Source organism: Streptomyces xanthophaeus, assembly GCF_030440515.1.
In the GTDB taxonomy this organism is placed as follows: domain Bacteria; phylum Actinomycetota; class Actinomycetes; order Streptomycetales; family Streptomycetaceae; genus Streptomyces; species Streptomyces kutzneri.
In genome coordinates this window covers 1,159,904-1,186,602 of record NZ_CP076543.1, presented here as the reverse complement: position 1 = coordinate 1,186,602, position 26,699 = coordinate 1,159,904, and the positions used below count along the sequence as shown (strand labels likewise).

Genomic DNA, 26,699 nt, shown 5'->3' with positions numbered 1-26,699 from the left:
ATCCGTTGTGGTTCTCGGGACATCGGTCCGACCGAGCTGCTCGGCACGGCGTCGAACCAGGTCGGTGGACAGCCGTGACGGGATGGGGTGTGCGGATTGCGCCTGCGGAATGTATCAGTCAGATAAGGCAGCAGATAAGGCGAATCTCAGGATCTGGCCTGGCAAATGCTGTACTCGACGGTAGCTGATGCTCGCTTTCGCATGCATGGCTTTTGTCCCGTGATGAGGATTTTCCAATCCCTCGTCCTGTTCGTGGCGAATCTCTGGTGAGGCTCCTGAGGTCGAGGGGGCCGCTGGACCGACTGTCCGAGGAAGGGAAGGAGGTGAGGGCGATGACCGGTTCGCTGCGCACACGGCGGCTGATCGTCGGAGCCGCGTCCGCCGGGCTGCTGGCCGGCGGGTCGCTGCTGGGCCTCTCCGGCACCGCGAACGCCGCCCCGGCGACGTCCGCCACGGTGAGCTCGACGCTCACCAGTGACCGAGACCGAGACCGCGACCGGGACCGCGATCGTGACCACCGCCACGACCGCCACAACCGGTGGGACCGCCATGACCGGTGCACCTGGGTGAAGGGCCACTGGGAATCCAAGTGGCACCACGGCACCTGGCATCAGGGCTACCGCGACCACCACGGCAACTGGCACGACGGCTGGTGGGGCAACGGCCACTCGAAGCACTGGGTGCCCGGCCACTGGAACTGCCACAGCAAGTGGTAGCCCGTAGCGCCACAGCACCGTAGCGCCGACCTGGCACAAAGGGGTTCCGGGGTCACCGCCCCGGAATCCCGTCCGTTCCCGGCCCCCGGTCCGGTCCGGATCCACCGGGGCCGCTCGCACAGCGAGGAACCGTCATGGACACCGCAATCGCACCCCCGGCGCGGCCGAGGACCGTGCACCAGCCACTCCCCTCAGGACCGCAGGCCGCCGGGGAAGCCCGCCGCAGCGCCGCGCGCACCCTGGCCCTGCACCCCGTGCGCTGCCCCCAGGAGACCGCCTGCGACATCCTCCTCATCGCTTCCGAGCTCGCCACCAACGCGGTCCGGCACGCCATACCCCCGTACGCGCTCACGATCAGCCTGGACCGGGGCCGGGCGGGCATCTGCGTCAGCGACGGCTCGCTCTCCCTGCCGCAGCGGGGCGACGGCCGAGGGACCGACGCCACCCGGGGGCGCGGCCTGCAGATCGTCCGGGCGCTCGGCGCGGAGATCTTCGTCAGCCGCTCACCGCGCGGCAAGCAGGTCATCGCAGTGATCACCTGGCGGGACGGCTGACCGGACGGTTCCCTCGAACGAGGGAACCGTGCGCGGTCCCGGAGCGTGAACGCCCTCCCATCCGCGGGCACCTCCGCTACGAAGAACCATCAGACCCATCCCCTGGACCTGTGGCCGACACCGCCCTGCGCGGCGGTCCGGCCGCTGCTCTCCGGACAAGGACCACCATGCGATGCACACCCCGCCCCCGGCCGGACGCCCCCGGCCGCCGCTGCGTCCGGTCCCCACGGCCGGAGCCCGCACCGTGAATCAGCCGAGCCCCTTCGGCCCCGAACCCACCGGTGGCCCCACCGACCGCACCGGCCTCCCCGAGGTCATGCGGCAGGTGGCCCACGGCGACAAAGAGGCGTTCTCCGTCCTGTACGACGCCCTCGCCCCCCTGGTCTTCGGGATCGTGATCAAAGTCGTACGCGACCGGTCCCAGTCCGAGGAGGTCGCCCAGGAGGTCATGATCGACCTGTGGCGGCAGGCCGCCCGTTACCGGCCCGATTCCGGCAGCGTCACCACGTGGGCGGCGACCATCGCCCACCGGCGGGCCGTGGACCGGGTCCGCTCCGCCCAGGCGTCCGCCGACCGCGAACGGGCGCAGGCCGCCCGCGAACACCGGACGGCCTTCGACGAGGTCGCCGAACAGGTCGAGACCCGCCTGGACAGCGAACAGGTCCGCCGCTGCCTGCGCGGCCTCACCGAACTCCAGCGCCAGGTGGTGACCATGGCCTACTACCAGGGCCTGACCTACCGCGAGGTCGCCGAAGTCCTCCACGCGCCGCTTCCCACCGTCAAGACGCGCATGCGCGACGGACTGATCCGGCTCCGCGACTGCATGGGGGTGACCACATGAACCGGCACCGGTCCGACAGCCACGCCCTCACCGCCGCCTACGCCCTGAACGCCCTGGACCCCGGCGAACACGAGCCGTTCACCGACCACCTCTCCCGGTGCGAGGACTGCCGCCTGGAAGTGGCCGAGTTCCAGGCCACCGCGGCCCGGCTGGCCGCCGCCGTGGCCCTGCAACCCCCCGCCGCCATGAAGCAGCGGACCCTGGTGGCCGTCGACGGGGTGCGCCAACTCCCGCCCCGAAGCTCCACCACCCTCTCCGCGGTCCCGCTGCGCGGCACGCTGCGCCGCAAGGCCGGCCGGTTCGCCGTGGCCGCGAGCGTGGCCGCCGCGGCCCTGTTCGCGGGCCTGGCCGCCTGGCAGAGCCAGGAGAGCCGCCACCACGAACAGCAGGCCCGGCAGATCGAGCAGCGCCTCGACGACGTCAGCACGGTCCTGGCCGCCCCCGACGCCCGCGCGGCCCACGGCCGCACCAGCAACGGGGCCGCCGCCACGGTCGTCTCCTCGGCCCTGCGCAACAAGGCCGTCTTCACCGCCGGCGGACTGCCCGCGCCCGCCCCCGGCACCACCTACCAGCTGTGGCTGGACCACGACGGCACCATGCGCCCGGCCGGCTTCATCCACCAGGACGGCACGGTCCTCGTCGACGGCGACACCGCCGACGCCGCCGCGATCGGCCTCACCGTCGAACCCGCCGGAGGATCCCCGCAACCCACCACGACCCCCCTGCTCCTGATGGACCTTCCCGTCTGACCGCGCTCCGCTCACGGCGCCGACCGTGGTCGACGGGGAGGTCCGTGCTGGCAGGCTGACCACGTCCGGGGGCATTCGTGCCCCGATCGCCGGACCCGGCGAGGAGACGGAGACGGAGACGGAGGCGGGGCTCAGGGGGTCATGTCGTACGTGACCCACATGGTGCGGGTGGCGACCTGGTCGTACTTGGACCGTGCCCGGTGGTTGTCGTCGGCGGTGATCCAGCGGACCACGCTCCAGCCGCGCTCGGCTGCGAGCTCGCGCAGTGCGCCGAGCAGCAGGTCGGCGGCGCCCGAACCGCGGTGCTGCGGGGCCACGAACAGGTCGTCGAGGAAGCAGCCGACCGTCGCCGAGAGCGGGCGTGCGAACGGGCGGTAGTGGGCGAGGCCCAGCAGCCGCCCCTCGGTGTCCTCGGCCACCAGGGCGCTGACCTCGTGGCCGGGGTCGGTCACCCATGACCAGACCGTGGCGGCCGCCTCCTCGGTCTGCTCCACCGCGTAGAAGTCGGCGTAGCCGCGGTAGAGGGAGCGCCACCGGTCGAAATCGCCGGCCCGCACGGAACGCACGCTGATGTCGGACATAGGACCGGACTCCCGGGATCGAAGGAACGCGGAGCGGAGCGGGGCGTGTGCGCCGCCGCTCCGGCGCAGAGCTTCGATCATGCTGGAGCCGGGCGGGCCCGGCAGGTGCCGGGGTGTCGAAAAGGCGGGCCACTCAGCGCCACGATGTACGGGTGCGGCCGGTGGCCGGCCGGCGAAGCCCCGCGCGCCGAACACCGCTGTCGGCGCGCAGGGGCTTCCTGGGCCAGGTCGCTCCGTGACCGCGAGAGCCGCCAGGCGGTCCGGAGGGTGGTGGCCACGGCCAGTCAACCAGGAGCGGCCCGGGGCGGCACCTGGTGCAAGGCACGGAACCGGGCCGACCCGCCCCGCGTCGTCACGGTGGATCGTCCAAGAGGAAAATCGGCCACTGGCATGGCATGTGCCAGATCATCGGCCCGAATTGGCTGGTGACTGCCGGTCGATCGCCGTGCGGGTGCGCGCCCGCGACGACGCGCGGTCCCGCACGGCGCCCGCCCCGGGCCGCCGGGCGACGCCCGGCGTGCCCGCACGGCGTGTCCGCATGATGATGTGGAGAGGACGGCGTGCGGAAGGGGGCTCTCGTGCCATCGGCCCGGCCGGGGGGCGAGGAGACCCACGGCCCGATCTGGGCCGAGCCGGGGTCGCTGCTGGAGCGCGTGCCCGTGGCCGTCCTCGGCATCGACGAAGACGACCATGTCTGCTTCTGGGGGCCCGGCGCCCGTGACCTCTTCGGGTACGAGCCCGGCGCCGTCCTCACCCGGCCCGGCGCCCTCCTCTTCGCCGATGCCACCCGCGGCACGTCCGCATCGTGCGCCCGGCTGACGGAACAAGGCCGTACGCAGGGCTACTGGCGGGGCCGGCTGACGGCCCGGCACCGTGACGGCACGGCCTTCGACTGCGGCTTCCGGTCCTTCTCCGTGACCGGATCCGGCCCCTCGGTGGTGATGGTCCTGTCGAGCCGCAGCGACGAACTCGACCGCGTCAAGACCAACCTCGCCTTCCTCGACGCCCTCTTCGAGACCTGCCCCATCGGCCTGGTCATGATCGACCAGGACCTTCGGTACATCCACCTCAACCAGGCGCTCGCCGACATGGACGGCCTGCCGATCGAGGCCCACCTCGGGCGGCGCATGGACGAAATCATGATCATGTCCGACGGCGGTGAGTACGAGCGGATGCTCCACGCCGTCGCCCGGGGCGGGGCGCCCGTCGTGGGGACGCTGGTCGGGGTGCGCCCCCGGGGGCATCCCGACCGCGACCAGGTACGGTCCGTGAGCTTCTTCCCGCTGAGCCGGGCGGTCGGCACGCGCCCGGGGGTGGGCGGGCTGATGGTGGACGTGACGGACCGGGAGCGGGCCATCCTGGAGGCCACCGCCAGCCGCCGCCGGCTGGCGCTCCTGGACGGGGCCTCCACCCGGATCGGTACCACCCTGGACGTGAACCTGACCGCCCAGGAACTGGTCGACGCGTCGATGCCGGACTTCTGCGACGGCGCCGTGGTCGAGGTCGTCGAGTGGATGGACGAGTCGGAGGACTTCGACCCGGCGCGACCGCTGATCACCCGCCGGATCGCCTCCGGGACGACCCTGCCCGCTCCGGCCGTCGAACTCGTGAGCGGGGTGGAACGGGTGCGGTACCCGCCCGGCTCCGTCATCCACGACATGCTGAGCACCGGCCGTGCCATCTCGGCCGTCGTGGACGAGGAGTTCCTGGCCCGCACCGTCGTCATCGAGTCCCGCGCACGGCTTATGGCCGAGAGCGGGGTGGCCTGCATCCTCGTCGCCCCGCTCATCGCCAGGGGCACCGTCCAGGGGATCGCCATCTTCGGCCGGTCCGCCGCCCGCCCGCCCTTCAGCCCGGAGGACGTCAGCCTGGCCGGCGAGCTCGCCTCGCGCGCCGCGATCTGCCTGGACAACGCCCGCCTCTACAGCCGGGTCCAGGACATCGCCCTCACCCTGCAGCGAGCCCTGCTGCCCAGCGCCCTCGCGGCCACCCCGTACGTGGACGTGGCCCACCGGTACGTGCCCGGCAGCCGGATCACCGAGGTCGGCGGCGACTGGTACGACGTGATCGACCTGCCCGACGGCCGGGTCGTCCTCGTCGTGGGCGACGTGATGGGGCACGGGGTGTCGGCGGCCGCCGCCATGGGACGCCTGCGCATCACCACCAACGCCCTGGCCGGGCACGTCAGCGAGCCCGCCGACCTGCTCACCGAACTCGACGCGTGCGCCCAGGAGGCCGGCATCGAGCTGGCGACCTGCCTGTACATCGTCTACGACCCGCGCGACGGACGGGCCCGTATCGCCAGCGCGGGCCACCCGCCGCCCCTGGTGCTCCGGCCGGACGGCACGGTGCAGACCGTGGACGAGGTGCTGGGGGTCCCGCTCGGCGTGGGCGGCTGCCCGTTCCGGACGTCCGAGATCGAACTGCCCGAGGGCTCGACCCTCGCCCTCTACACCGACGGCCTCATCGAGGCGCGGGGCCGGGACATCGAGGCCGGCCTGGACGCGTTGCGCGCCGAACTGGAAGGGAACGGAAGGCCGTTGGAGGAGATGGCGGACCATGTCCTCGGAAGCCTGCTGCCCGACCCGCCGACCGACGACACGGTCCTCGTCCTCGCGCGCGTCCACCGCTCCCACCGCCCGCCGTCCTGAGGGCGGTTCAGCCGCGGTGGGACACCCCGGCCGTGTCCAGCGCCGCGCCCGCCAGCGCGGCCAGTGCGACCGCCACCGAGCGGGCGTCCTCGGGCGGCAGCCGGTGACCGGGAGGGGGATCGAGGAGGAAGCGGCCGTAGTAGTGGCCGCCCCCGACGACCCGCAGCTCGGTCTCGCCGTCCGGCCAGTCGGCGTACCCGGTGACCTCGCCGCCGCGGCGCAGCCACAGGCCGCCGTCGTGCTCCAGCCGCGGCCGGTGCCCGATCAGGGTCCCGTACTCGAAGCGGCAGCCGCGCAGCCCCAGCAGACCGATGAGCTCCCGGCGGACGAACTCGACCACCGCGTCCGGTGAACCGCCCCGCTCGGTCAGCCGAGCGGTGCCCTGGAGGCTGGACAGGTGCGCGGCGCCGGTGACCACGACCGCCTCCAGCCTGCGGGCACGGACGGCCAGTCGCGAGACGATCAGCCCGACGGCCAGCAGGAGCACGGCCGTCCCGACCTCGTCCCGGTCGGCGACGGTGAACCGCGCGTAGGGCCGGGCGAGGAGGAAGAGGCCGAACCAGGTGGCCGCGGAGAGCGCGGCCAGCGCCGCGGCGGCCCGGGTGCCCGAGGCGGCGATCACGACCACGGCGACGACCAGGACCAGGGCCTCGTTCGCCGGGGAGAGCCAGGTGCGCAAGGGGACGAGCGCGAGTGCCACGAGGAGGGGCACCACCAGGGCCCCGAACAGCGCCGCACGGTCGTGGAGTCGGTACCCGGGCATGTGATGCCTCCCACCGGATGTGACCAGAACAGATGGCCGATCGGCTGTAGCCACGTGCAGCCTGCCCACGGCGGGTGGAGGAGGCACCCGCCGTGGTGAGGTCTTGACGTACCGCATACGGATTCCGCACCCGGGCCGCCGTCCCCCCTCGCCCCTCGCGTGCGCGCCGGCCGACGCGCACGCGAGGGGGCGGGTGCGGGGTCCGCGGTCTACCGGCCGCTGTCCGCGAGCATCGAGGGCGGCGCCTCGCGCTGGTGCGGGACCGGCGGGTGCGGTGCCGCCGGTGCCTGGACCTCGTCCCGGTGGAGCGCGACCGTGCGCGTCGGAGCGGGGATCGAGATGCCCTCCGCCCGGAACCGTTCGTGCAGGCGCTTGATGAACTCGTGCTTGATCCGGTACTGGTCGCTGAACTCGCCGACGCCCAGGATCACCGTGAAGTTGATCCGGGAGTCCGCGAACGTGTGGAAGCGGACGGCTCCTTCGTGCGCGGGGTCCGCGCCGTCCACGTGCTCCATCACCTGGCCGACCACGTCGAGGGTCACCCGCTCGACGTGCTCCAGATCGCTCTCGTAGCCCACACCCACCTGGACGAGGATCGAGAACTGGGCCTCCGGCTGGGTGAAGTTGGTCATGTTGGTCCGGGCGAGCCGGCCATTGGGGATGATGACCAGGTTGTTCGACAGGTTGCGGACCACGGTGTTGCGCCAGTTGATGTCGACGACGTAGCCCTCCTCACCGCTGGTGAGCCGGATGTAGTCACCGGGCTGCACGGTCTTCGAGGCGAGGATGTGCACGCCGGCGAAGAGGTTGGCGAGGGTGTCCTGGAGGGCCAGGGCCACCGCCAGACCACCCACGCCGAGCGCGGTGACCAGCGGCGCGATGGACACGCCGAGGGTCTCCAGGGCGACGAGAACGCCCATCACGAGGACCACGATCCGCGTGATGTTCACGAAGATGGACGCCGACGCGGCCACCCCGGTGCGCGACGCCGCCACCGACTGGACGAGGCCCGCGACGACCCGCGCCGCGCTGAGCGTGGCGATGAGGATGAGCAGCGCGGTCAGCGACTGGTTCACGAACCCCGAGACGCGCGCGGTGAGCGGCAGGGTCGTGGCGGCCACGGCCGCGCCCGCGATCAGGGCGGCCCCGGGCGCGATGGTGCGCAGCGCGTCGACGATGATGTCGTCCCCCCGCCACCGGGTCCGTTCGGCGTGCCGGCCCAGCCAGCGCAGGAGGGCGCGCAGCAGCAGCCCGGCCGCGGCGCCGGCCGCCAGGGCGATCCCGGCGACCAGCCAGTCGTGCAGGACGAGATCCCGGGTCAATGGACCCCCTCCGGTGCGCCGCGCCGGCCCGGGGGAGTGGCGACGGGCGCCGCCGGCCGTCGTATGGGGTGTGGGTGTGTCGTCACCTTGTCACCTGTCAGTTTGTCGTGCGTGAAGCCGCGTTCGGGCGTGTGTACGCATCCGGAACGGGCTGCCATCCTGCCCCATGGCAGCAGGACGCGCCGCAGGCGGGGCTGCTGCTACCGCCGCGCGGCGGCGTGTTCGAGGACCGTGCGGACCTCCGAGGCGATCGCGCTCTCGGTCCGTTCGAACTCGGTGCCGGTCAGCTGCTGGGGGTCGGCCGGCAGGCCGGTGAGCACCGGGGTGTGGAGATGGCCACCGGGAAGGTGCGGGGCGAGTTCGGCGCGCAGCCGGTTGGAGCGGTACGCCACTTCGTTGGACAGGTAGCCGCCACCGCCGCCCGCCACGGCCCGCGAGCCCGGGGTCGGGCCGTCGGTCCGGTCGACGGGAGCCGTGCCGCCCGCCGGGATCTCGGTCACGTCACTGTTGAGGAGGACGGGGTACGGGGTCTGCACGGCGCCGGTGACGGCGCCCGCGGGGAGCGTGGTGCGGATGAACTCCGGGCCCGGGCCGAGGCCGGGGGCGGTCACCGGGTGCTCACGGGTGCCGCCGGACAGGGCGCGCACGTTGTCGGGGTACGGGTCGGCGGACCGGGCCCGTCCCGCCCAGTCCTCCAGGGTGAAGATGCCGGGGTAGCCCTGGCTGACGGTGGTGATGATGTCGGCCGAGGCGGGTCCGCCGGCCATGCGCGGGGCGAACGCCCGCTCCACGATGCCGGCGTCGAAGTCGGCGTACCGCACGGGGAGGACCACGGCGCGGATCTCGGCGGGGCTGCCGTCGGCGAGGGTCACGCGCCGTCCGTTGAGCTGGAGGGCGGCCGATCCCGACGGGTTGGCGCGGCGTATCTCGGCGTCGAGCCCGAAGGGGTCGAAACCGCTGATGAAGACGTGCCGTACGCCGGGCGCGGTCCGGAAGGCGTTGTTCGTCAGGCCCCGGGACGCGTCCTCGAAGCGGGCGCGGAGCGCGGCCCGGTCGGCGGTGAACTCCGGCTGCCAGCGGGCGAGCGCGGCGGTCATGCCGAGCCGCGCCCAGTACAGCGGGCGGTCGTCCCCGGGGGCGAGGTCGCCGCCGGGCCGCTGGCCCTGGGCCCGCCGTACGGAGGCCTGCCAGAGGGCCTCGCCCCAGTCGGTGACGAGCCGGCCGGCCTCGGCGGGGCCGCGGGCCGCGCACAGCGCGGCGGGGAACCGCCGGACGAAGTCCCCTAACCCGCCGCGCTCGACGAGGGCCGTGGCGCGGGCGTCCGAGAGCCGCGCCTGTTCGGCGTCCAGCGGTACGGACGCGTCGGCGCGGCACGCGGACGAGCCGTCGGCCGCGTGCGCGGGCGAGGCGACGACCAGGGGAAGGACGGTGGCGAGAAGGGCAGCGGCCGACGCCGCACGCCGTAAGAGCATCATGCGATGTGACATTACATAGCCGCCCCCACCCCCACCAGACGCACCGGCCGCGGCGGCCATGACTGGCTCAACTCCACCTCCGTCACGGCCGGTTCACCGCGTGGCGGCGGGCTCGCGCGCCCTCGCCCACCTCACCCCGCCCCGCTACCCCGCCCCGCTACGCCACCCGATCCGGGGCCAGACCGCGCGCGGTGCCGGTCCGCTCGAAGGCGTGTCCCGCGCGCAGTACCGCGGCTTCGCCGAAGGGCCTCCCCATGAGCTGCATGCCGATGGGCAGGCCCGCCGAGTCCAGGCCGACGGGCAGGCTCAGCGCCGGAACGCCGGTGAGGTTGGCCGGGGCCGACAGTCGTACGTACGCGTCGGCGACGCTCTCCACGCTGCCGTCACCCCAGGTCACGGCGGTCCGGCCGGACTCGACGGCGGTGAGCGGCACGGTCGGCGCGGCGATCAGGTCGACCGCCTCCAGCATGTTCCGCCAGGCCTGCCCCATGAGGGTGCGGGCGCGCTGGGCCCGCAGGTAGTCGCCCGCGGTCATGAGCTCGCCCGCCTCCAGGAGGACCCGGATGCCGGCGTCGTACAGGTCGGGGACCGACCGCAGGGTCCGCTCGTGGTAGGCGGAGGCCTCGGGCACCATCAGGCCCCAGTGGGCCGCCCGGATGTAGCGCGTCATCGGGATCTCGACGTCGACGAGCCGGGCGCCGAGCTCCTCCAGCCGCCCGATCGCCCGCCGGACGGCGGCCTCGACCTCCGGGTCCACCCGGTCGAAGTAGTAGTTGCCCGGCACTCCGACCCGCAGCCCCGTCAGATCCGACGGATCCGCCGGATCCGTGCCGGGGTCCGGCCGGCGGTCCGTGGCCGGAGCCGCGACGGACGCCGGGTCGCGCGGGTCGTGTCCGACCAGGGCGGCCAGGACCAGCCCCGCGTCCTCCACGGTACGGGTGAGGGGGCCCACGTGGTCGAGCGACCAGGCCAGCGAGGTCACGCCGTGGCGCGGCACCAGCCCGTACGTCGGTTTCAGGCCGACGACCCCGTTCAGGGCGGCGGGCACCCGGATCGATCCGCCGGTGTCGGTCCCCAGGGCGAAGGCGGCCGCCCCCGCGGCGACGGCGACGGCGGACCCGCCGCTGGACCCGCCGGCCACCCGGTCGGCGGCCCACGCGTTGGCCGTCTGAGGGGTGGTCAGGCCGTAGGCGAACTCGTGCGTGTGGGTCTTGCCCACCAAGGCCGCTCCGGCCGAGGCGAGCCGTGCCGCGACCGTGCTGTCGGCCTCCGCCCGGTGCCCCGTCCGCACCCGGGAGCTCGCCGTGGTCGCCATCCCGGCCACGTCGATGAGGTCCTTCAGGCCGACGGGCATGCCGTGCAGGGGCCCCCGGTGCGTGCCGCGGGCGATCTCGGTCTCCGCCCGGCGGGCCGCGTCGCGCGCACGGTCGGCCGTCACGGCGGTGAAGGCCTTCAGCCGCGGTTCGACCCGCGCGATGCGCGCCAGCGCCGAGTCCACCAGTTCGACCGGCGACATCCGCCGGGTGCGCAGGGCCTCGGCCGCTTCGGCCACGGTCAGCTCATACGGTTCCATCGTGCCGCTCCCCTCCCGCGCGGTACGCCGCGGAGGGCGGTGTATCGCCGAAGTCCAGTTCCCGCAGGAGCGATACGACCGCGTGGATGTGGTCGGCGGTGGCCGCCACCCCCGCGTGGCGGTCCTGTGCCAGCGGAAGCCCTGACCGTGCGGCCCAGCGGGCGGCTTCGGGGGGAGTGAGGTCCGAGGCGGACATGTGCTGCCTTCCTTCCGGGGAACGGCGGAACGATCACCGCCGCGTTAAAGCTAACAACTTGCGTTAGCTCACAGTAGGACCTACGGTCACTTAAAGCGAATGAATCGCTTTTGTTGTCGGCCGGCCCTCTCCAGACGAAGGAACACGCGCATGCGCACCGCACAGTTCACCGAGCCGGCCCCGTCCGGAGCCGCTGCCCACTGGTCCGTCGGGGAGATCGCGGTCCACCGCGTCGACGAGGTGCCGCTGCCGCCCGCGACCGGACCGTGGCTGCTGCCGGCCGCCACCCCGGACGTGGTGGCCGGACACGACTGGCTGCGGCCCGACTTCGCCGGCCCGGACGGTGTCCTGCACCTCGACAGCCACAGCTTCGCGCTGCAGGTGGACGGTCTGCGCGTCCTCGTCGACACCGGGATCGGCAACGGCAAGACGAGGGCCAACCCGGCGTGGAACGACCTCCGTACCGACTACCTCGCACGCCTCGCGGACATCGGATTCACCCCCGAGAACGTCGACCTGGTGATCCTCACCCATCTGCACACCGACCACGTCGGATGGAACACCCGCGAGGTGGACGGCGCATGGGTGCCGACCTTCCCGGGCGCCCGCTACCTGACGTCGAGGGCGGAGTACGAGTTCTGGGCCGCCTACGACATGGACGAGGCACGGCGCGCCATGTTCCGCGACTCCGTCGTGCCGGTCGAGGAGGCGGGACTGCTCGACCTGGTCGACGTACCGGCCGAGGGGATCGACGTGGCCGAGGGACTGCGCCTGCTGCCCGCGCCGGGGCACACCCCCGGACAGGTCGCCGTGGAGGTGCGCAGCGCGGGCGCGGCGGCCCTCGTCACCGGTGACGCCGTCCACCACCCCGTGCAGCTGGCCCGTCCGGAGATCGGCAGCTGCGTCGACATCGACCCGGCCCAGGCCGAGGCCACCCGCCGCGCGTTGCTCGCCCGGCTCGCCGCCACCGGCGCCCTGGTCCTCGGCACGCACTTCCCCGCGCCGACCGCCGGTCGCGTGGTGGCCGAGGGGGACGGTTACCGGCTCGAGCCCGTGGCCGCCGCACCGGCGCGCCGCTGACCGGCGACGGCACGTCCGGCGGCGTCTGCTGCGGCGGCGTGCCGGACGGGCCGGTCAGCGGGGTGTGCCGAAGCCCTGTACGGCCTCTCGCGCGAGCCGGTGCGCGTACGCGCCGGTGAGGCCGGCGGGGCGGAACAGGATGCGGTACATCATCGGCGCCACGACCCGGTCGAGCACCGTCTCGACGTCCGGGGCCTCCTCGCCGCGCTCCGCGGCGCGGGCGAGCACGATGGCGATCTGCTCCGCCGCGTAGGCCGAACACCGCCCCGCATTGTCGCCGTCGGGGTCCCCGAGCAGAGCGTCACGGATGTACGCGCGTCCCGTGGGCGAGGCCATCTCCTCCTGGAACTGCTCGGCCCAGCCCCGCAGGTCCTCCAGCAGGTCGCCGTGGTCCTCCGGCGGAGCGTCGGGGCGCAGGCGCTCGACGGCGACGTCCGAGAGCAGCTCCTGCAGGTCGCCCCAGCGGCGGTAGATCGTCGACGGAGTGACGCCGGCCCGCGCCGCGACCATCGGGACGGTCAGCTCCGGACGCCCCCGCTCGGCCTGGAGCTCGCGCACGGCGGTGTGGACCGCCTCCTGGACCCGCGCGCTGCGGCCTCCGGGGCGGACCATCGCTTTTCGGCTCATGCGGCCAGCTTAAAGCAAATTTCTTGCATCATGCGTGGCTACAGCCGCAGCCGCGGCCACACCCCCGGGCTCCGCGGTGTCGCCGGCTGCGGAGCCCGGGGTGAGGTGGACGGCTGCGCCGGGCGCTACTTGCCGATGAAGGCGAGGAGGGCGCTGGTGACCTCTTCGGCGTGGGTCCACAGGAGACCGTGCGGGGCGCCGTCGATGACGACGTACTCGGCGTGCGGGAGGGCCTTGTGGAAGGGCTCCGCGGTGGCCCCGATCGGGAGGATGCGGTCCGCCGTGCCGTGGAGGATCAGGGCGGGAACGTCGATCTTGGGGATGTCGGCCCGGAAGTCGGTGGTCCAGGTGAGGACGGCGGCGCGGGAGGCGTACGCGGAGGCGCCGGCGGCGGTGGCCCAGTTCGCCCGGACGGTTTCCTCGCTGATGCGCGTGCCGAGGTTCTCGTCAAGGTTGTAGAAGGCCTGGTAGAAGTCGGTGAAGTAGGCGTAGCGGTCCTTCGTGACGGCGGCGAGGATGCCCTCGAAGACGCTGCCGTCGACACCGGTCGGATTGTCGTCGGTCTTCAGGAGGTACGGCTCGAGGCCGGCGAGGAAGGCGGCCTTGGCCACGCGTCCGGAACCGCGGGTGCCGAGGTAGCGGCCGACCTCGCCGGTGCCCATGGAGAAGCCGACGAGGATCGTGTCGGTGAGGTCGAGGGTCTCCATCAGCGTGTGGAGGTCGGTGGCGAAGGTGTCGTAGTCGTAACCGGTGGTGGGCTGGCTCGACTGCCCGAAGCCGCGCCGGTCGTAGGTGATGACGCGGTGGCCGGCGTCGAGCAGGGCGGGGAGCTGCTTCTCCCAGGAATGCCCGTCCAGCGGGTAGCCGTGGATGAGGACGACGGGCTGACCGCTGCCGTGGTCCTCGTAGTAGAGGTCGATGTCGGTGGAGTTCTCCTGGCCGACGGTGATGAAGGGCATGGTGTGGCCTCCTGTGGCGATCTCGGTTCGGTCCGCGGCAGCAGTCTCCCGCCCCGGGGTCCCCGAACCGTGTCGGAACACGGCCTTCCGACCGTACTTGTGCAGGTCGTCCACAGCCCCGGTCACGTGAACAGGGGACCGGAAACAGGCGACTTCACCCGAATCGATGCGCTTCCTAGGCTGGACGGGCAAGCAAGCGGAGCATGCGCCGCGTACCGGCACCGGTGCGGCGCCGAGGGAGTTGTCTTGGCCAGTCACGATCCGATCGAACGCCCTGCGGAGCCGTCGTTCAACGCGTTCCGCGCGTCGGGAGCGCAGCAGCGGATGTACTTCCTCCAGCAGATGGAGGAGGGCAGGCCGACCTACCACATGCCCGTCTTCTACGGTCTCGAAGGACCGGTGGACGAGGCCGCGCTCCGCACGTGCGCCCAGGGCCTGATCGACCGGCACGAGGCGCTGCGCACCCGGTTCGTCCTGCGGGACGGCGAGCTGTGGCAGCACATCGACACCGAGGCCGCGCTCGCCTGGTCCTCCGCCGCGGCGAGCGGAGCGCAGGACGCCGAGGAGTGGATGGCGGCCGAACACCACCGGCCCTTCGACCTGGAGTCCGGACCCCTCTTCCGGGCGGCGCTGCTGCACACCCCCGAGGGCGCGGTCCTCGCGCTCTCGATGCACCACATCGTCGCCGACGGCTGGTCCGTCGGCATCCTCGCCCGCGAGCTCCTCGCCGCGTACGCCCGGTGCGGCGACGACGGCCCCGGCGGTCCGCGGCCGACCGCCCCGGAAGCCCCCGAGTACCAGTACGCCGACTTCTCCGACTGGCAGGAGGAATGGCTCCGCGGAGCCGCCGCCCAGCGCCAGCTCGCCTACTGGGAAAAGCAGTTGGGCGGCGAACTGCCCGACGCGCCCCTGCCCCGGGACGGCCGGCCCGGCGCCGGCGCGGCCCGCGGAGCGGCCGGGCTGCACTCCTTCGAGGTGCCCGCCCCGGTGCTCACCCGGATGGAGCGCCTGTGCCGTGACACCCGCAGCACCCCCTACACGCTGATGCTGGCGGCCTTCCAGATCGTGCTGGGCCGCTACACGGGCACCGACGACGTGCTGGTCGGAACGCCGGTGGCGGGCCGCAACCGCAAGGAGTTCCAGGACACCGTCGGACTGTTCGTCAACACGCTGGTGATCCGCGCGGACCTGTCCGACGACCCCGCCTTCCGGGTCCACCTGGAGCGCGTACGGGACACCGTGCTCGACGCCCAGGACCACCAGGACCTGCCCTTCGAACGCGTCGTCGACCGCATCGCCCCCGGACGCACCGGCGAGGACGACGCGCCCCTCTTCCGGGTCATGTTCGGCCTGCACGACGAGGACGGCATGACCGACGGCCTGCCCGGCCCGCGGGCCAGGATGCTCGAAGGACCGGCCGGAACCGCCAAGTTCGACCTGACCTTCGACGTCGTACGCACCGGCGGCGCGCTGAGCTGCCGGCTGGAGTACCGGGCCGACCTGTTCGAGGCCGCCACCGTCGAGCAGTTCGGCCGCCACTTCGCACGTCTCCTCGACGCCGCCACCGCGCACCCCGAACTGCCGCTCGGCGGGCTGCCGATGCTGTCGGCCGGCGAGCGCGGCGGCATCGGCTCGCCGCTCCCGCCCCGTGCCGCCCTCCCGCCCGCTCCGGGCGGGCGGACCTGCGTCCACGAGATCTTCGCCGGGCACGCCGCCCGCACCCCCGAGGCCGTCGCCCTCGTCCACGAGGGCACCTCCCTCACCTACCGCGAGCTCGACACCCGGGCCAACCGGCTCGCGCACCGGCTGCGCGCCCTCGGCGTGGGACCCGACACCCTCGTCGGACTGTGCCTGCCCCGCTCCGCCGACCTCGTCGTCGGGCTGCTCGGCATCCTCAAGGCCGGCGGCGCCTACCTGCCGCTCGACCCCGACAACCCGCCCGAGCGGCTGCGCCACATCGTCCAGGACGCCCGCCTGGAGCACGTCGTCGGCACCACCGGCACCCGGGCCCTGTGGGACGCCCCCGGCCTGCACACCGTCGACCTGCAGGCCGACGCCCCGCTCCTGGCCGCCGAACCGGACACCGCCCCCGACACCGGCGTCACCCCGGACCACCTGGCCTACGTCATCTACACCTCCGGCTCCACCGGCCTCCCCAAGGGCACCCTCGTGCCCCACGCCAACGTCACCCGGCTGTTCTCCGCCACCGACCACTGGTTCGGCTTCGGCCCCGACGACGTATGGACCCTCTTCCACTCCATCGCCTTCGACTTCTCCGTCTGGGAGCTCTGGGGGCCCCTCGCCCACGGCGGCCGCCTCGTCGTGGTGCCGTACGGGACCAGCCGCTCGCCCGAGGAGTTCCACCGGCTGCTGCGCGCCGAGCGGGTCACCGTCCTCAACCAGACCCCCTCCGCCTTCTACCAGCTGGCCCGCGCCGACGAGGAACACCACCGCGAGGCCGGTCCTGCCGGGTCCGGGCTGAGCCTGCGCCACGTCGTCTTCGGCGGGGAGGCCCTCGACGTCGCCGCCCTCGCCGGATGGTTCGCCCGGCACGGCGACACCGCGCCCCGCCTGGTCAACATGTACGGCATCACCGAGACGACCGTGCACGTCACCTACCGGCCGCTCACCGCCCGCGACGCCGAAGAGGGCCGCGGCAGCGTCATCGGCGTGCCCATCCCCGACCTGCGCCTGCACCTGCTCGACGCGCGCGGCCGGACCGTCCCGCGCGGCGCCGTCGGTGAGCTGTACGTCGCCGGGGCCGGCCTGGCCCGCGGCTACCTGCGCCGGCCCGAACTCACCGCCGAGCGCTTCCCGACCGGCCTCGCCGCTCTCGCCGGCCGCGGCGCCGACGGGCCCGCCGGGCTCGCGGCCGGCGAGCGGCTGTACCGCACCGGCGACCTCGCGCGCGCCCTGCCCGACGGGGACCTGGAATACCTCGGCCGCATCGACCACCAGGTCAAACTGCGCGGCTTCCGCATAGAACTCGGCGAGGTCGAGGCCGCCCTGGCCGCCCACCCCCTCGTCGACGCCGCCGTCGCACTCGTCGCACCGGATCCCGCGGGGAGCGACGTCCTCGTCGGCTACCTGGCCGTGACCGGGGCCGAGGACGGGGCGGGCCCCACCGTGGAGGAGCTGCGCACCCACCTCGCGCGGCGGCTGCCCGGCTACATGATCCCCGGCGCCTTCGTCACCCTGCCCGCCTTCCCGCTGACCGCCAACGGCAAGACCGACCGCCGCCGCCTGCCCGCCCCCGGCTCGGTGCCCCGGACCCCCACGGCCGCCTACGAGGCGCCCCGCGGGCCGGTCGAGACCGCGCTCACCGAGGTCTTCGCCCTGGTCCTCGGGCACGAACGCGTCGGCGCCCTGGACAACTGGTTCGCCCTCGGCGGCGACTCCATCCGCTCCCTCCAGGTGCTCGCCCGGGTCCGGGAACGCGGCCTCGACCTCACCGTCGCCGACCTCATGCGCCGTCAGACGGCCCGCGCGCTGGCCCCCGTCGTGACCCGGCGGGAGGCGGCGGCCGGTGCCGAGGCGCCGTACGAGCCGTTCGCCCTGCTCACCCCCGAGGACCGCGCCGCCCTGCCCGAAGGGCTGGAGGACGCCTACCCGATGACCCGGCTCCAGGCCGGCATGCTCTACCACAGCGACCTGCCGTCGGCCGGCGGCCGCGTCTACCACAACGTGGCCTCCTACCTGGTCGAGGCGCCCTTCTCCGAGGACGCCTGGCGGACCACCGTCGAGGTCCTCGCGGCCCGGCACGAGATGCTGCGCACCTCCTTCGACCCGCACGGCTTCGGCGAGCCCCTCCAGCTCGTCCACCGCGGCGCCCGCCCGGAGATCACCTTCGAGGACCTGTACGGGCTCGCCCCCGAGGCACAGCGGACCGCCGTCGCCGCCCGCTACGCCGCCGAGCGCGAAAGGCCGTTCGCCTGGGACCGGCCCCCGCTGATCCGCTTCCACGTCCAGCGGCTCTCCGACACCCGGCTCCAGCTGTTCGTCGCCGAACACCACGCCGTCCTCGACGGTTGGAGCGAACGTTCGCTCCTCACCGAACTGGCCTCCTGCTACACCGAGGCGCTCGCCGCCCGGACCCCCGCGGAGGGCCCCTCCCCGGACGCCGGCCCCCGTTCCCGGTTCGCCTCCTTCGTCGCCCTCGAACGGGCCGCGCTGGCCGACGCGGGGCAGCGGCGCCTTCTGGACCGGCAAGGCCGCCGACGCCCCCGCGACCCGGCCCCCCCCGGCGACCGGCGGACCCGCCAGGATGTCCTGGCACCTCGCGCCGCTCCCGGAGGGACTGCACGACCGGCTGACCGCCCTGGCCGCCGAGTGCGGCGTACCGCTGCGCACCCTCCTGCTCGCCGCCCACCTGCGGGCCATGGCCCTGCTGGGCGGCGGCGACGCGGTCACCACCGGAGTGGTCCACAATGGCCGGGCCGAGGAGACCGATGGCGACAAGGTCGTCGGCGTCTTCCTGAACACCCTGCCGCTGAGCGTCGCTATCACCGGCCTCAGCTGGCGCGGCCTCGTCGCGCACGTCGCCGCCGTGGAGGCGGACCTGCACGCGCACCGCCGCTTCCCGCTCGCCGAGATCCAGCGCCTGTCCGGCGGCGGCCCGCTCTTCGAGACCTTCTTCAACTACACCCACTTCCACGTGGAGCGGGACCGGCCGGCCGACGGCGCGTTCACCGTGCTGGAGGAGACCGGGGAGGCGGGCACCGACTTCGCCTTCGGCGCGGAGTTCTCCCGCAGCCCCGACGGCTCCCTGCTGGAACTCGGCCTGCGCTTCGACGCCGCCCAGTTCTCCGAGGAGCAGATGGAGAGCGCGCACGCCTCCTACACGGCCGCGCTCTGCGACCTGGCCGAGGCCCCGGACCGTGACTGCACGGCCGCCGACCTGCTGCCGGCGGCCGAACACCGCCGCTACGCCGAGTGGAACCGGACCGATGCCGACTACCCGCAGCCGCACGTCCTGACCCGGCTGATCGACGCCCAGCGCGACCGGACCCCCGACGCCCCGCCCGTGCGCTTCGAGGGCGCCGAGCTGACCTACTGCGCCCTCGACACCGAGGCCGAGCGGCTGTGCGCGGCCCTGCGGGAACGGGGCGCGGGCCCCGGCACCTTCGTCGGGCTGCTGCTGGAACGATCCCTTTCCCTGCCCGTCGTCCTGCTCGCCGTCCTGAAGTCGGGCGCCGCCTACGTCCCGCTGGACCCGGAGCACCCGGCGCCGCGCGTGCGGTCGCTGCTCGCCGAGTCCGGCATCGGCCTGGTGGTCGCCGAGGGCGCGTGGGCGGAGCGGCTGGAGGGCTGCGGGGTCACCCTCGTCCGGCCGGACGAGGCCGCGACCGCCGCCGCGGGTCCCGCCCGGGCGCCCGAGCCGTCCGACCCGGCGTACATGATCTTCACCTCGGGCTCCACCGGCAAGCCCAAGGGAGTCGTGGTCTCCCACCGTGCCATCGCCAACCGCCTGCTGTGGATGCAGGACGAGTACGGACTGACCCCGGGGGAGCGGGTGCTGCACAAGACGCCGTACACCTTCGACGTCTCCGTGTGGGAGCTGTTCTGGCCCCTGCTGACCGGCGCCACCCTGGTCCTCGCCCGCCCCGGCGGCCAGCGCGATCCCGACCACCTCGCCGGCCTGATCCACGACGAGGGCATCAGCACGGTGCACTTCGTCCCGTCGATGCTCAGCGTGTTCCTCGACGACCCCTCGGCGGCGGCCCGTTCGGGCGGCCTGACCCGGGTGGTGTGCAGCGGTGAGGCCCTGCCGTACGAGGTCCAGCGCAGGTTCTTCGAGCGGCTGCCCGGCGTCGAACTGCACAACCTCTACGGGCCCACCGAGGCGGCCGTCGACGTCACGTACTGGCAGTGCCGCCCGGACGGCGGCGACACGGTGCCCATCGGCCGGCCCATCGCCAACATGCGCACCCACGTCCTGGACCGCCGCCTCGCCGAGGTCCCCCTCGGCGTCACCGGGGAACTCTTCCTCGAAGGCGTCGGCCTCGCCGACGGCTACCACGGACGGCCCGAACTGACGGCCGAGCGGTTCATCGAGCACACCGGCCCCGACGGCGTCACCCGCCGGCTCTACCGGACCGGCGACCTGGCCCGGCACCGCCCCGACGGAGCCCTGGAGTACGCGGGCCGCACCGACCACCAGCTCAAGATCCGCGGTTTCCGTGTCGAGCCGGGGGAGATCGAAGCGGTCCTCGCCGAACATCCCGGTGTGCGCGACTGCGCGGTCCTGCCGCGCGGCGAACGCCTCGTCGGCTACTTCGTCCCCGGCACGACCGGCATCACGGACCCGGGCGGCACCACGGACCCGGGCGGCACCCCCGCGCCCGCCCCCGACCCGGGCGGCACCCCCGCGCCCGCCCCCGACCCGGGCGAACTGGCCGCCCACGCCCGGGAGCGGCTCCCCGAGTACATGGTCCCCTCCGCCTGGGTGCGCCTGGACGCCCTCCCCCTGACCGCCAACGGCAAACTGGACCGCGCCGCCCTGCCCGACCCGGACCCCGCCGACCTGCGCGGCGGCGCCGAGCCGATGCCGCCCCGCGACGCCCTCGAATCCCGCCTCGCAGGGATCTGGGAGCGGCTGCTGGCCGCCGGCCCGGTCGGCGTCCACGACGACTTCTTCGAGTCCGGCGGGCACTCCATCGACGCCCTGCGCCTGATCGGCCGGATCAACCAGGCCTTCGGTGAACGGCTCGGCGTCTCGGCCGTCCTGGAGCACCCGACCGTCGCCCGGCAGGCCGCGCTGCTGCGCGGCCGCGACGTCGGGGAGGCCCCGGACCCGGTGGTGCGCCTGCGGCCCGAGGGCACGCTCGACCCGCTCTTCCTCGTCCACCCGATCGGCGGGAACGTCTTCTGCTACCGCGCCCTGGCCTCCGAACTGGACGCAGACCGGCCGGTGTTCGGCCTGACCGCGCCAGGTCTGACCGCTCCCGGCCCGGTCTCCGACGCCACCGTCGAGGAGCTGGCCGCCGCCCACCTGGAGGCCCTGCGCCGCATCCGCCCCACCGGCCCCTACCACCTGGCCGGCTGGTCCTTCGGCGGGCTCCTCGCCTACGAGATGGCGGTCCAACTGCGCGCCGCAGGGCAGGAGGTGGCGACCCTCGCGCTGCTGGACACCGGCTACCCGGACCCCGGTCAGGTCCCGGACGACGAGAGCGGGCTGCTGGAGTGGTTCCACGAGGACCTGGCCCGCTCCGCCGGCTTCGACCCGTCCGACGAGGGCAGCTCCGCACTGCGCAGCGCCCTGCGGAGCGTCACCGACACCACGGCCCGGCTCGCCGTCCTCGCCGAGCAGGTGGAACGCGAGGGCTTCGCCCCCGGACTGGACCCGCAGGACCTCGCCCGGCACTACGCGGTGTTCCGTACCGGGATCCGCGCCGCCGCCGCGTACGAGCCCCCGGCCGCCCCCTGCCCGGTCCTCTTCCTCCAGAGCGGGACCGGGGCCCGGGAGCGGGCCGCCGACCGGTGGGCCGGGCGGGCCGAAGGAGGCCTCACCCGCCACGACGCCGCCACCGACCACTACGGGCTGATGCGGCCGCCGCACAGCACCCGGGCCGCCGCCCTCCTGCGCACCGCCCTCGCCGCGGCCGACCACCGCTGAACGGGGCCCCGGCCCGCCCGGGGTACCCGTACCCCCCATCCCGCGCCGCGCGCCGCCGAGGCATGCGCCGACGCGCCCTGCGCCCTGCGCTCCGCGCCCTGCACCTCGCGCCCCGCGCCCCGCACCAGAACAGGAACGGAACACACCACGTGACGAGCGACACCCCGGGGCCCGCCCCCGAGCTGAGCGGCCGTATCCGCGGCGGACCCGCCGAACTCCTCCACGACGAAGTGCTCGCCCCGCAGTTCGCATTCGAGTCCCGCCACCTGCTGCGCCACTACGTCGCCATCGAGAAGACCCTGGCCGCCGAGTACGTCCGCATGGACCTGATCACCGCCGAGGAGGCCCACCGGATCGCCGCCCTGCTGGACTCCGTCGGGCCCGGCACCCTCAGCGCGCAGCCCGGCGCCAACATGTCGGACATCGCCTTCGCCCTCGAACGGCACGTCGAGGCGGGCCTGCCCGCCCCGGTCGTGCGCTGGCACGCCGACCGCAGCCGTAACGACCTCCAGGCCTGCGCCCAGGTGATGTACGGCCGCGACCAGCTCACCCGCTTCGCCGGCGCGCTCCTCGAACTCGGCGCCGTCGTCCACCGGCTGGCGCAGGAAACCTGCGACCTGCCCATGCCGGGGTACACCCACTTCCAGGCCGCCCAGATCATCACCCCCGGCTTCCACCTCGCCGCGCTCTCCGAGCACCTGCTGCACACGCACGCCCGGCTGCTGAACGCCTACGACGGCATCGACGCCTGCCCGCTGGGCGCCGGCGCCATGGCCGGACAGGAACTGCCCTGGGACCGCGACCGGATGGCCCGGCTGCTCGGCTTCTCCCGGCCGCAGCCCCACGCCTTGACCGCCGTGGCCTCCCGCCGCTGGAGCGCCGAACTGACCGCGGAACTCAGCCTGCTGGGCACCGCCCTGAGCCGCTTCACCACCGACCTGCTCACCTGGGGCGGCAGCGAGTACGGCTTCATCGAACTGCCCGACGAGCTGTCCGGCATCTCCTCCGCCATGCCGCAGAAGAAGAACTACCCCGTCCTGGAGCGCATCCGCGGGCGCACCGCCCACCTGACCGCCTTCCACTTCGACGTGCTCCTGGGCCAGCGCAACACCCCCTTCTGCAATCTCGTCGAGGTGTCCAAGGAGGCCGGCACCCACCTGCTGAACGCCTTCGACTCGGCCCACGGAACCGTCCGCCTCCTCACCGAGGTACTGGACAGGCTGACCTTCCGCGCCGACCGCATGCGCCAGGTCTGCGAGCGCGAGTTCCTCGGCGGCTTCAGCCTCGCCAACGCCCTCTGCCTCACCGAAGGGGTGCCCTGGCGCACCGCCCAGGTCGTCGCCGGGAAGTACGTCGTGCTCGCCGCGGCGGCGGGCGCCGCCCCCGCCCCCGGCGAACCCGCCCTGCTGGCCGAGGCGGCCGCCGGGCACGGCATCACCCTCGCCGACCCCGCCCGGCTCCTCGCCGAGGCCTTCGACGTCGACCGGGGCCTGGAGCGCATGGTGTCCGCCGGCTCGGCCCGCCCCGACGCCGTGCGCGCGGTACTGCGCACCCAGCGGGAGACGTACGAACGGCTCGGCGCCGACTGGGAGCTGCGCGCCGCCGCGCTCCGCGCGGGCGCCGAGGAGGGCGACCGTGCCCTGTACGGATCGACCGGCGTGACCGGCGACGAGATCCAGGAGGAGGACGGCGATGGCACCCGCACCCGTGTACGGCACACGCACTGACCCCGCCGGAGGAACCTCCGCCTCCGTCCTCGGATCCGGCTCCGGCAGCGCCTTCGGCACCTTCGGCGAACTGCTCCAGGGCGCCCTGCCCCACCCGCAGGGGGACTTCCTGGTCACCTTCCCCCTCGCCCGCTGGGCCACCGCCGTCTTCCACCCCCGCCCCGGCCGGCGCGACATCCAGGTGCGGCCGGCGCACAAGGCCAAGTCCCGCCGGGTCGCCGAGGCCGTCCTGGCCGCCCTCGGCACGGTGGACGGCGGCCTCCTGGAGGTGGCCGGTGACCTGCCCGAGGGCAAGGGCCTCGCCAGCTCCTCCGCCGACCTCGTCGCCACCGTCAGGGCCGTCGGGGCCGCCCACGGGCGGGAGTTCACCCCGGCCGAGACGGAGGACTTCCTGCGCGGCATCGAACCGGCCGACGGGGTCATGTACGACGAGATCGTGGCCTTCCACCACCGTGAGGTGCGCCTCGGCCGCCGCCTCGGCGTGCTGCCCCCGCTCACCGTCGTCGCCCACGACGAGGGCGGCCAGGTGGACACCGTCGCGCACAACCGGGGCGCCCGGTCCATCGACGCCGCCGACCGGGAGGAGTACGCGCTCCTGCTGGACCGGCTCACCGGCGCCGTGGCCCGCGGCGACCTCCAGGAGGTCGGCGCCGTCGCCACCCGCAGCGCCGAGATGAACGCCCACCGCCGCCGGCGCGCCGGATTCGCGGAACTGCACGCCCTGTGCCGCGAGGTCGACGGGCTGGGCCTGGTGCTCGCCCACAGCGGCACCATGCTCGGCGTCCTCCTGGAGGCGAACGACCCGGCCCTCGCCGGCAAGACCGCGCACATCCGGGCCGGCTGCGCCGCCCTCGGCGGAGAGGTGTCCGTACACCGCTCCCTCGGCGACGGCGACAGCTGGAGCCCGAAGGCCGCGCCCGTCCACCCCACCGAGCTGGAGATCTGAGCATGCTGTTCGACACCGTGACGGACGCGATCGGCGCCACCCCGCTGGTCCGGCTGCGCCTGGGCGAGGCCCGCGGCGTGGAGGTCTACGCCAAGCTGGAACTGCAGAACCTCTTCGCGATGAAGGACCGCGTCGCCCGCAACATCCTGCTGGAGGCCCGGCGGCTGGGCACCCTGAAGCCGGGAGCCCCCGTCATCGAGAGCTCCTCGGGCACCATGGCCCTCGGCGTCGCCCTCGTCGGCCGCTCCCTGGGCCACGAGGTGCACATCGTCACCGACCCGCGCATCGACCCCGTCACCCTCGCCAAACTCCGCGCCCTGGGCTGCAGGGTGCACGTGGTCGAGGCCATGACGAGCCACGGCTGGCAGAGCGCCCGCCTGGAGCGCCTCGCGGAACTGCTCGACGAACTGCCGGGCGCCTTCTGGCCGCAGCAGTACACCAACCCCGACAACCCCGGCGCCTACCGCACCCTCGCCGGTGAACTCCTGCAGGATCTCGGGCAGTTCGACACCCTCGTCGGAGCCGTCGGCAGCGGCGGCTCCCTGTGCGGCACCGCCCGGGCGCTGCGCGAGAGCCTCCCCGCCCTGCACGTCGTCGGCGTCGACTGCGTGGGCAGCGCCCTCTTCGGCCAGCCCGACGTACCGCAGCGGCTGCAGAGCGGGCTGGGCAACAGCCTGCTGCCCAAGAACCTGGACCGCACCCTCGTCGACGAGGTGCACTGGCTCAACGACCACGAGGCCTTCGCCGCGACCTGGGACCTCGCCCGCGAGCAGCAGATCTTCGGCGGCAACACCTCGGGCTCCGTCTACCGGGTCCTGACCGGCCTCGCCGACCGTGCCGAGCCCGGGACCAGGATCGTCGGCATCCTGCCCGACCGCGGCGACCGCTATGCCGACACCGTCTACAACGACGAGCACTGGGACGAGAACCGGCTGCGCGAGGTGCCCACCGCCACCGCACCGGCCGCCCTCGGCCCCGACGGCACCGCCCGCACCTGGTCCACCCTCGCCTACAGCCCGCCCGCCGGGATCCAGCGGCACCTGCTGTTCGTGGAGTCCAACACCACCGGCACCGGCATGCTCGCCCTGGACCGGGCGCGCGAACTGGGCACCGTACCCGTCCTGCTGACCGGCGACCCCGACCGCTACCGGGGACTCGCGGACACCGGCGCCGAGGTGGTGCACTGCGACACCAACTCCGACGCCGCGCTGCGCGCCGCCGTACAGGAGCGCTTCCGCCGCGAGGAGATCGCCGGCGTCACCACCACCAGCGAATTCTACGTACCGGCCGCCGCCCGGATCGCCCGCTGGCTCGGCCTGCCCGGCAACCCGCCCGAGGCGGTGGCCGTCTGCCGCGACAAGTCGGCCCTGCGCGAGAGGCTGCATGCCGCAGGTGTCCGCCAGCCCCGCTACGCCCTGGTCCGCGAGCCGGGCGGGGCAGCGGCCGCGGTCGCCCGCACCGGACTGCCCTGCGTGGTCAAGCCGGCCGACGACTCGGGCTCGACCAACGTCCTGCTCTGCGCCGACGAGGCGGAGGTCCGCGCCCAGATCGAGGCGATCCTCGCCATCGGCACCAACGTACGGGGCATGCCCACCGCCCGCACCGTCCTCGTCGAGGAGTACCTGGACGCGCCGGAGTACAGCGTCGAGATGTTCAGCGGCGACGGCCGGGCCGTGTGCGTCGGCATCACCGCCAAGTCCGTGACCGCCACCCCCCACTTCGTCGAGCACCGCCACCTCTTCCCCGCCCCGCTGCCCGCCGCCACCGCCCAGCGGATCACCGAGACGGTGACGGCGGCCCTGGACGCGGCCGGGATCCGCCTGGGAGCCACCCACACCGAGGTCAAACTGACCGCCGACGGGCCCGCCCTCATCGAGATCAACCCCCGCCCGGCCGGCGGCATGATCCCCGAACTGATCCGGCTCGCCTCCGGGGTGGACCTCCTCGGGGAGCAGCTCCGGGCCGCCCTCGGCCTGCCCCCGCACCTCAAGGCCGAGGACGCCGGCCACGCCGGGATCCAGTTCCTCCTCGCCGACGCCGACGGCACCCTCACCGCCGCCCACGGCACCCAGGAGGCCGCCGCCGTCGAGGGAGTCGAGTCGGTGCTGGTCACCGCCGCCCCCGGCGCGGCCGTACGCAGGCCGCGCAGCGCCTCCGACCGCCTCGGGCACGTGATCGCCCGCCACCCGGAGCCCGAGGGCGTGCACGCGGCCCTGGACGCGGCGCGGGCCCTGCTCCGCCTCGACATCGAGCCTCCGCAGCACTCCTGACCTTCTGCCGCTTCCCGTCCTCAGACGCGCCGTACGACCCGTACGGCCGCACCC

General features: G+C 74.0%; 18 protein-coding genes and 1 pseudogene. 11 read left to right on the top strand and 8 right to left on the bottom strand.

Annotated features, from left to right (window positions below; translation table 11 throughout):
• Positions 1–332: 332 nt before the first annotated feature.
• The 4 genes from KO717_RS05085 to KO717_RS05070 all read left to right on the top strand — a co-directional run bounded on the left by KO717_RS05085 (position 333) and on the right by KO717_RS05070 (position 2,860).
• A complete protein-coding gene (locus KO717_RS05085; protein WP_301364656.1) occupies positions 333–716 on the top strand; it encodes a hypothetical protein in 384 nt (127 codons plus the stop codon).
• Between the two features lie 134 nt (positions 717–850).
• A complete protein-coding gene (locus KO717_RS05080) occupies positions 851–1,270 on the top strand; it encodes an ATP-binding protein (protein ID WP_301364655.1) in 420 nt (139 codons plus the stop codon).
• 244 nt (positions 1,271–1,514) lie between these two features.
• On the top strand, positions 1,515–2,111 hold the full coding sequence (sigK, locus tag KO717_RS05075; RefSeq protein ID WP_437184467.1) for an ECF RNA polymerase sigma factor SigK: 597 nt from the start codon (positions 1,515–1,517) through the stop codon (positions 2,109–2,111).
• Positions 2,108–2,860 (top strand): anti-sigma factor, encoded by a 753-nt coding sequence (locus tag KO717_RS05070; protein WP_301364654.1) that lies wholly within the window; start codon positions 2,108–2,110, stop codon positions 2,858–2,860. The genes sigK and KO717_RS05070 overlap by 4 nt, the downstream gene beginning before the upstream one ends.
• 131 nt (positions 2,861–2,991) lie before the next feature.
• Here KO717_RS05070 and KO717_RS05065 read toward each other — a convergent pair whose 3' ends face one another.
• On the bottom strand, positions 2,992–3,441 hold the full coding sequence (locus KO717_RS05065; RefSeq protein ID WP_301364653.1) for a GNAT family N-acetyltransferase: 450 nt from the start codon (positions 3,439–3,441) through the stop codon (positions 2,992–2,994).
• Positions 3,442–4,019: 578 nt separating this feature from the next.
• Between KO717_RS05065 and KO717_RS05060 the strand changes: the two genes are divergently transcribed.
• Positions 4,020–6,092, top strand: coding sequence for a SpoIIE family protein phosphatase (locus tag KO717_RS05060; RefSeq protein ID WP_301364652.1), 2,073 nt, complete (start codon positions 4,020–4,022; stop codon positions 6,090–6,092).
• Positions 6,093–6,099: 7 nt separating this feature from the next.
• Here KO717_RS05060 and KO717_RS05055 read toward each other — a convergent pair whose 3' ends face one another.
• The 5 genes from KO717_RS05055 to KO717_RS05035 all read right to left on the bottom strand — a co-directional run bounded on the left by KO717_RS05055 (position 6,100) and on the right by KO717_RS05035 (position 11,421).
• Entirely contained in the window at positions 6,100–6,855 is a 756-nt protein-coding gene (locus KO717_RS05055; RefSeq protein WP_301364651.1) for a DUF4118 domain-containing protein, read from the bottom strand.
• Positions 6,856–7,064: 209 nt separating this feature from the next.
• Positions 7,065–8,177, bottom strand: a complete 1,113-nt coding sequence (locus KO717_RS05050; protein ID WP_301364650.1) for a mechanosensitive ion channel family protein — start codon at positions 8,175–8,177, stop codon at positions 7,065–7,067.
• Positions 8,178–8,377: 200 nt separating this feature from the next.
• Positions 8,378–9,652, bottom strand: a complete 1,275-nt coding sequence (locus KO717_RS05045) for a pyroglutamyl peptidase (protein WP_301364649.1) — start codon at positions 9,650–9,652, stop codon at positions 8,378–8,380.
• A 157-nt stretch (positions 9,653–9,809) separates the two neighbouring features.
• Positions 9,810–11,225: an amidase gene (locus KO717_RS05040; RefSeq protein WP_301364648.1), complete on the bottom strand. Its 1,416-nt coding sequence runs from the start codon at positions 11,223–11,225 to the stop codon at positions 9,810–9,812.
• Entirely contained in the window at positions 11,212–11,421 is a 210-nt protein-coding gene (locus KO717_RS05035; RefSeq protein ID WP_301364647.1) for a hypothetical protein, read from the bottom strand. Before KO717_RS05035 ends, KO717_RS05040 begins: the two co-directional genes overlap by 14 nt.
• Positions 11,422–11,571: 150 nt before the next feature.
• On the opposite strand from KO717_RS05035, the gene KO717_RS05030 reads away from it, so the two are divergent.
• Positions 11,572–12,501, top strand: coding sequence for an MBL fold metallo-hydrolase (locus tag KO717_RS05030; RefSeq protein WP_301364646.1), 930 nt, complete (start codon positions 11,572–11,574; stop codon positions 12,499–12,501).
• A gap of 54 nt (positions 12,502–12,555) precedes the next feature.
• On the opposite strand, the gene KO717_RS05025 is transcribed toward KO717_RS05030, so the two are convergent.
• Both KO717_RS05025 and KO717_RS05020 read right to left on the bottom strand, forming a co-directional pair.
• Entirely contained in the window at positions 12,556–13,128 is a 573-nt protein-coding gene (locus KO717_RS05025) for a TetR/AcrR family transcriptional regulator (protein WP_301364645.1), read from the bottom strand.
• A gap of 125 nt (positions 13,129–13,253) precedes the next feature.
• Positions 13,254–14,087: an alpha/beta fold hydrolase gene (locus KO717_RS05020; protein WP_301364644.1), complete on the bottom strand. Its 834-nt coding sequence runs from the start codon at positions 14,085–14,087 to the stop codon at positions 13,254–13,256.
• Between KO717_RS05020 and KO717_RS05015 the strand changes: the two are divergent.
• The 5 genes and pseudogenes from KO717_RS05015 to KO717_RS04995 form a co-directional block, all read left to right on the top strand.
• Positions 13,974–18,191 (top strand): annotated as a pseudogene (locus tag KO717_RS05015) (amino acid adenylation domain-containing protein); the annotation flags it as partial. The gene KO717_RS05020 and the pseudogene KO717_RS05015 sit on opposite strands and share 114 nt — an antisense overlap.
• 160 nt (positions 18,192–18,351) lie before the next feature.
• Positions 18,352–21,702: an amino acid adenylation domain-containing protein gene (locus KO717_RS05010; protein ID WP_301364643.1), complete on the top strand. Its 3,351-nt coding sequence runs from the start codon at positions 18,352–18,354 to the stop codon at positions 21,700–21,702.
• Positions 21,703–21,851: 149 nt separating this feature from the next.
• The gene (locus KO717_RS05005) at positions 21,852–23,429 is read left to right on the top strand and encodes an argininosuccinate lyase (RefSeq protein ID WP_301364642.1); all 1,578 of its coding nucleotides are present in this window, start codon (positions 21,852–21,854) and stop codon (positions 23,427–23,429) included.
• Positions 23,395–24,375, top strand: a complete 981-nt coding sequence (locus KO717_RS05000) for a GHMP family kinase ATP-binding protein (RefSeq protein ID WP_301364641.1) — start codon at positions 23,395–23,397, stop codon at positions 24,373–24,375. Before KO717_RS05005 ends, KO717_RS05000 begins: the two co-directional genes overlap by 35 nt.
• Before the next feature lie 2 nt (positions 24,376–24,377).
• On the top strand, positions 24,378–26,645 hold the full coding sequence (locus KO717_RS04995; protein WP_301364640.1) for a pyridoxal-phosphate dependent enzyme: 2,268 nt from the start codon (positions 24,378–24,380) through the stop codon (positions 26,643–26,645).
• Positions 26,646–26,699: the final 54 nt, after the last annotated feature.